Annotated in this window: 4 protein-coding genes; 1 reads left to right on the top strand and 3 read right to left on the bottom strand. The window is 71.5% G+C overall.

Annotated features, from left to right (window positions below; all coding sequences use genetic code 11):
• Window positions 1-197: 197 nt before the first annotated feature.
• The gene (ppdK, locus tag C6N75_RS15180) at window positions 198-2,909 is read right to left on the bottom strand and encodes a pyruvate, phosphate dikinase (RefSeq protein ID WP_105869435.1); all 2,712 of its coding nucleotides are present in this window, start codon (window positions 2,907-2,909) and stop codon (window positions 198-200) included.
• 563 nt (window positions 2,910-3,472) lie between these two features.
• On the bottom strand, window positions 3,473-4,627 hold the full coding sequence (gene dusB, locus C6N75_RS15175; RefSeq protein WP_105869436.1) for a tRNA dihydrouridine synthase DusB: 1,155 nt from the start codon (window positions 4,625-4,627) through the stop codon (window positions 3,473-3,475).
• A gap of 73 nt (window positions 4,628-4,700) precedes the next feature.
• Here dusB and C6N75_RS15170 point away from each other — a divergent pair, with 73 nt between their 5' ends.
• Entirely contained in the window at window positions 4,701-6,170 is a 1,470-nt protein-coding gene (locus C6N75_RS15170; protein WP_105869434.1) for an MFS transporter, read from the top strand.
• 37 nt (window positions 6,171-6,207) lie between these two features.
• Here C6N75_RS15170 and C6N75_RS15165 read toward each other — a convergent pair whose 3' ends face one another.
• Window positions 6,208-6,402 (bottom strand): DUF6243 family protein, encoded by a 195-nt coding sequence (locus C6N75_RS15165; protein ID WP_105869433.1) that lies wholly within the window; start codon window positions 6,400-6,402, stop codon window positions 6,208-6,210.
• Window positions 6,403-6,559: the final 157 nt, after the last annotated feature.

The raw sequence follows: 6,559 nt of genomic DNA, 5'->3' as shown, positions 1-6,559 counted from the left end.
GCTTCGTCGCGCCCGCCCCCACTCGTCCACCTCCGCGCACCCCGCACACCGGCGGGCACGACGAAGCGGCGGACACCTCCGCACAAAAGGTGTCCGCCGCTTCGCTTCCCGCGTACCGGGTCCGCCGCCGGGCCGGTGAGGGCCCGGTGCTCCGGCGGCGGCCCCGGAGGCCCGCTAGGGGGTCCGGGTGGTCCGGGTCACCGGCTGTCGCTGCCGTCGGAGTACGCCGCCGCGCGGCCCGCCTCCAGGCGCGCCACCGGGATCCGGAACGGCGAGCAGGAGACGTAGTCGAGGCCGACCTCGTGGAAGAAGTGCACCGACTCCGGGTCGCCGCCGTGCTCGCCGCAGACGCCGAGCTTGAGGTCCGGGCGGGTGGCCCGGCCGGCCTCGACCGCGCTCTTGACCAGCGAGCCGACGCCGTCCCGGTCGATCGTCTCGAACGGCGAGACCCCGAAGATGCCCTTCTCCAGGTAGGCGGTGAAGAAGCTGGCCTCCACGTCGTCCCGGGAGAAACCCCACACCGTCTGGGTCAGGTCGTTGGTGCCGAAGGAGAAGAACTCGGCGCACTCGGCGATCTGGCCGGCCGTCAGCGCGGCGCGCGGCAGCTCGATCATGGTGCCGAGCGCCAGCTTCAGCTCCACCCCGCTGGCGGCCTGCACCTCGGCGATGACCTGCTCGGCCTCGTCGCGCACCAGCTCCAGCTCCTGGACGGTGCCGACCAGCGGGATCATGATCTCGGCGCGCGGGTCGCCCTTGGCCTCGATGCGCTCGGCCGCCGCCTCGGCGATGGCCCGCACCTGCATCGGGAACAGACCCGGCACGACCAGGCCCAGGCGCACGCCGCGCAGGCCCAGCATCGGGTTCTGCTCGTGCAGCCGGTGCACGGCCTGGAGCAGCCGCAGCTCGTTCTCGTGCGGCTCCTTGCGGGACTCGGCCAGCGCCACCCGTACCGACAGCTCGGTGATGTCGGGCAGGAACTCGTGCAGCGGCGGGTCCAGCAGCCGTACGGTCACCGGCAGCCCGTCCATGGCCTCGAACAGCTCCACGAAGTCCTGCTTCTGCAACGGCAGCAGGGCCTTGAGGGCGTCCTCGCGCTCGGCGTCGGTGTCGGCGAGGATCAGCCGCTCGACGTACTCCCGGCGCTCGCCGAGGAACATGTGCTCGGTGCGGCACAGGCCGATGCCCTGCGCGCCGAACCGGCGGGCGCGCGCGGCGTCCTCGGCGTTGTCGGCGTTGGCCCGCACCCGCAGCCGGCGGCGGCGGTCGGCGTAGGCCATCATCCGGTGCACCGACTCCACCAGCTCGTCGGCGTCGTCCGCGCCGGCGTGCATCCGGCCCTCGAAGTACTCGACCACCGGGGAGGGCACGACCGGCACCTCGCCGAGGTAGACCTTGCCGGTGGAGCCGTCGATGGAGACGGTGTCGCCCTCCTCGACCACCTGCCCGCCGGGCACGGTCATCCGGCGGCGCTTGGTGTCGACCTCCAGCTCCTCCGCGCCGCAGACGCAGGTCTTGCCCATGCCGCGGGCCACGACGGCGGCGTGCGAGGTCTTGCCGCCGCGGGAGGTGAGGATGCCCTCGGCGGCGATCATGCCGTCCAGGTCGTCGGGGTTGGTCTCGCGGCGGATCAGGATGACCTTCTCGCCGGAGCGGGACCACTTGACGGCCGTGTACGAGTCGAAGACGGCCTTGCCGACCGCCGCGCCCGGCGAGGCGGCGATGCCGCGGCCCACCTGCTGGACGCTCGCCTTCTCGTCGAAGCGCGGGAACATGAGCTGGGCGAGCTGCGCGCCGTTGACCCGCTGGAGCGCCTCGGCCTGGTCGATCAGACCCTGGTCCACCAGCTGGGTGGCGATCCGGAAGGCCGCGCCCGCGGTGCGCTTGCCGACGCGGGTCTGGAGCATCCAGAGCTGGCCGCGCTCGATGGTGAACTCGATGTCGCAGAGATCCTTGTAGTGGTTCTCCAGGGTCTCCATGATCTGCATCAGCTTGTCGTACGACGCCTTGTCGATCGACTCGAGGTCGGCGAGCGGCACGGTGTTGCGGATGCCGGCGACGACGTCCTCGCCCTGGGCGTTCTGAAGGTAGTCGCCGTAGACGCCCTGGTGGCCGGAGGCCGGGTCGCGGGTGAAGGCGACGCCGGTGCCGGAGTCGGGGCCGAGGTTGCCGAAGACCATGGAGCAGACGTTGACCGCGGTGCCCAGGTCGTGCGGGATGCGCTCCTGGCGGCGGTAGAGCTTGGCGCGGTCGGTGTTCCACGAGTTGAAGACCGCCTCGATGGCGAGGTCCATCTGCTCGCGCGGGTCCTGCGGGAAGTCCCGGCCGGCCTCGGTGGAGACGATCTGCTTGAACTGCTGGACGAGCTTCTTCAGGTCGGCGGCGGCGAGGTCGGTGTCGACGGTGACCTTCTTGGCCCGCTTGGCCTCCTCCAGCGCCTCCTCGAAGAGCTCGCCGTCGACGTCCAGCACGGTCTTGCCGAACATCTGGATCAGCCGCCGGTAGGAGTCCCAGGCGAACCGCTCGTCGCCGGCCTGCCGGGCCAGCCCCTCCACGGACGTGTCGGAGAGCCCGATGTTGAGGACGGTGTCCATCATCCCGGGCATGGAGAACTTCGCGCCGGAGCGTACGGAGACCAGCAGCGGGTCGTCGGCCTGGCCGAGCTTCTTGCCCATGGCCTGCTCGAGCCGGTCCAGGTGGGCGCTGACCTCGGCACGCAGTGCCGCGGGCTCCTCGCCGCTCTCCAGGTAGACCTTGCAGGCCTCCGTGGTGATCGTGAAGCCGGGAGGTACCGGGAGTCCGAGATTGGTCATCTCGGCCAGATTCGCGCCCTTGCCGCCGAGCAGGTCCTTCAGGTCCTTGTTGCCCTCGGTGAAGTCGTACACGAACTTCTGATCTTTGTTTTCCGACACGGTCTCGACTCCTCGGGACGCGGTGGCTGCCCTGACGGCGAGGAACATACCCAGATCGAAGGCTTCCCGGTACGTCCGCTTGTCGGTCGTTCGGGCTTAACCACTCGTCCGCCACCAGATCGCAGGTGACCAAGGTGCAGACCATGACCACCCGCCTCGTTCACGCCCCGAAGCCCGTTTGGGGAAACCCTGGCGCTGAGCGCTCATGTGAGCGTGTAGACCGACCATATGATTTTACTTCTTGAACGCAAGCGGCATGGCACTCCGTGCCACCCATTGAAAGGTCGCACCCATGCTGTTTGCGCTCATATGAGCGCGGGGCCGATCAGGGGTGGCGAGAATCACGCGCCCGCAGCCCGCCCCGATCCCAGTATCCGGACTCCCCAGGGCCCCCGCGCGCCGGAGCCGAAGCGCGCGAAAAGGGCGGATGCCCCAGGTGTTCCCACCCGGGGCGTCCGCCCTGCGGTCCGCCCACGTCCGGTACCGGCCATTCCCCACCGCGTACCGCCACCGCTTGCCGTCGGCGGCGCTCAGCCGCCCGGGTCACGCCCGGCCCGCGGCGCTCAGCCGCCCGAGGTGTCCAGCTCCGCGTCCTCGCCCACGCCCGCGCAGTCGTACGGGTCCTTGAGCCAGCCGTCCGGCAGCACCACCCGGTTGTTGCCGGAGGTCCGCCCGCGCGGGCCGTCCGCGCCGACCGGCCAGGACTGGTCCAGGTCCAGCTCGCTCAACTGAGCGCCCAGCTCGTCCAGGGAGGAGGTGACCGCCAGCCTCTTGCGCATCTCCGAGCCGACCGAGAAGCCCTTCAGGTACCAGGCCACGTGCTTGCGGAAGTCGACCACGCCGCGCGACTCGTCGCCGATCCACTCCCCCAGCAGGGTCGCGTGCCGCACCATCACCTCGGCCACCTCGCGCAGCGTGGGCGCGGCCGGCTCGCCGCCGCCCTCGAAGGCGGCGACCAGGTCGCCGAAGAGCCAGGGGCGGCCCAGGCAGCCCCGGCCCACCACGACCCCGTCGCAGCCGGTCTCGCGCATCATCCGCAGCGCGTCCTCGGCACACCAGATGTCGCCGTTGCCGAGCACCGGGATCTCCGGCACGTGCTCCTTCAGCCGCGCGATGGCGTCCCAGTCGGCGGTGCCGCCGTAGTGCTGGGCGGCGGTCCGGCCGTGCAGCGCGATCGCGGTGACGCCCTCCTCCACGGCGATCCGCCCGGCGTCCAGGAAGGTGATGTGGTCGTCGTCGATGCCCTTGCGCATCTTCATGGTGACCGGCAGGTCGCCCGCGTTGCCGACCGCCTCGTGCAGGATCGCCCGCAGCAGCGGCCGCTTGTACGGCAGCACCGAGCCGCCGCCCTTGCGGGTCACCTTCGGCACCGGGCAGCCGAAGTTCAGGTCGATGTGGTCGGCCAGGTCCTCGTCCACGATCATGCGGACGGCCTTGCCGACGGTGACCGGGTCCACTCCGTACAACTGGATCGAGCGCGGCGTCTCGGTCGCGTCGAAGTGGATGAGCTGCATGGTCTTCTCGTTCCGCTCGACCAGCGCCCGGGTGGTGATCATCTCGCTGACGAAGAGCCCCTTGCCGCCGCTGAACTCCCGGCACAGCGTCCGGAACGGGGCGTTGGTGATGCCGGCCATCGGTGCGAGCACCACCGGCGGCTGCACGGTGTGCGGCCCGATGGCGAGCGGGGCGTGCGGGGAGGAGGGAGCAAGCGCGGTCATGCCGTCCATTGTCACCCACGCCTCGGGGAGGTTCGTTAGTTAGGCGTACTTACTGCGGGGTTACGTTGGAGGCATGCCCGAGCTAACCCACCGCCGACGACTGCTGGTCCTGGCGATCTGCTGCATGAGCCTGCTGATCGTGAGCCTGGACAACACCGTCCTCAATGTGGCCCTGCCCTCCATGCGCCGGGAGCTGGACGCCTCCGTCTCCGGCATGCAGTGGACCATCGACGCCTACACCGTCGTGCTGGCCTCGCTGCTGATGCTGGCCGGCTCCACGGCGGACCGGCTGGGCCGCCGCCGGGTCTTCATGACCGGCCTGGTCCTGTTCACCGCCGGCTCGGTGCTCTGCTCGCTGGCCCCGGACCTCACCGCGCTGATCGCCTTCCGCATGGTGCAGGCGGTGGGCGGCTGCATGCTCAACCCGGTGGCGATGTCGATCATCACCAACACCTTCACCGACCCGCGCGAGCGCGCCCGGGCCATCGGCGTCTGGGGCGGTGTGGTCGGCATCTCCATGGCCGCCGGACCGCTGGTCGGCGGGGTGCTGACCGAGCTGGTCAACTGGCGGGCGATCTTCTGGATCAACCTCCCGGTGGGGCTCGCCGCCCTCGTCCTCACCTGGCGGTACGTGCCGGAGTCCCGCGCCCCCAAGCCCCGCCGGGTGGACCCGGTGGGCCAGATCCTGGTCATGGTCCTGCTGGGCTCGCTCACCTTCGGCATCATCGAGGCCCCCGACGCCGGCTTCACCTCACCCTTGGTCGTGGTCTGCGCGGTGCTCGCGGCGGCGAGTCTCGCCGGCCTCCTCCGCTACGAGCCCCGGCGCGCCGAGCCCCTGATCGACCTGCGGTTCTTCCGCAGCGCTCCGTTCAGCGGCGCGACCGTCATCGCGGTCTGCTCCTTCGCGGCCCTCGGCGGCTTCCTCTTCGTCAACACGCTCTACCTCCAGGAGGTCCGCGGCCTCTCCGCGCTGCACGCGGGGCTCTACATGCTGCCGATGGCCGCGCTCACCCTGGTCTGCGCCCCGCTGTCCGGCCGGCTGGTCGGCAGCCGCGGCCCGCGCCTGCCGCTGCTGGTCGCCGGGGTGGCGCTGACCGCGAGCGGGGTGCTGTTCGCCGCGCTGGACGCGGAGACCAGTCTCCCCCTCCTCTTCACCGGCTACGTCCTGTTCGGCCTCGGCTTCGGCATGGTCAACGCGCCGATCACCAACACGGCCGTCTCCGGGATGCCCCGGGCCCAGGCCGGAGTGGCCTCCGCGGTGGCCTCCACCAGCCGCCAGATCGGTACGACGCTGGGCGTCGCCGTCATCGGCGCGGTGCTCGCCTCGGGGATGGCCTCCGGCGGCGGGGCCGGCGGCATGGACGACTTCGTGGCGGCGAGCCGCACCGCCTGGTGGGTGCTGACCGGCTGCGGCCTCGCCGTGCTGCTGGTCGGCGCGGCGACCAGCGGCGCTTGGGCCCGCGCCACCGCCGAGCGCACCGCCGCCCGCCTGGGCGGGCCGGACCAGCCCGGCCCGGTCGACGCGAAGGCGGGGCGCCGCTGACCTCGGCGACGCCCCGCCCGATCCTTCGCGCGGCCTGCTACTCGGCGGCCGCCTGCCCGTCCTGCCCCTCCTGCTGCGCGCGCTCGCGCATCCGGCGGAGCAGGTCCTCCTTCTGACCGGCGGCGCTGCGGCGGTCCTCGGCGCGCGCGGACGGCGAACCGGGCTCGTTGCCCTTGGACATCTTGCGGCGCTGTCCGCCGACGCCGAGCAGGTTGTTGCGGCTCTTGGCCATGGTGTCTCCCTCACGAGGGGTCGAGTCGGTGATCGTCTGTCGGGGTGCGATGCGGGCGCTGCCCGCGCGCGCTCACTCGTAGAGGGGGAGGTTCGCCATGCCCGTGACCCTAGCCGCCCCGCCGCCCCCGCCGCACCAGGTTTCCCCGCCAGGTGCC

Origin of the sequence: Streptomyces solincola (genome assembly GCF_002982015.1) — a bacterium.
GTDB lineage: Bacteria > Actinomycetota > Actinomycetes > Streptomycetales > Streptomycetaceae > Streptomyces > Streptomyces solincola.
This window is presented reverse-complemented; position numbering and strand designations above follow the sequence as displayed.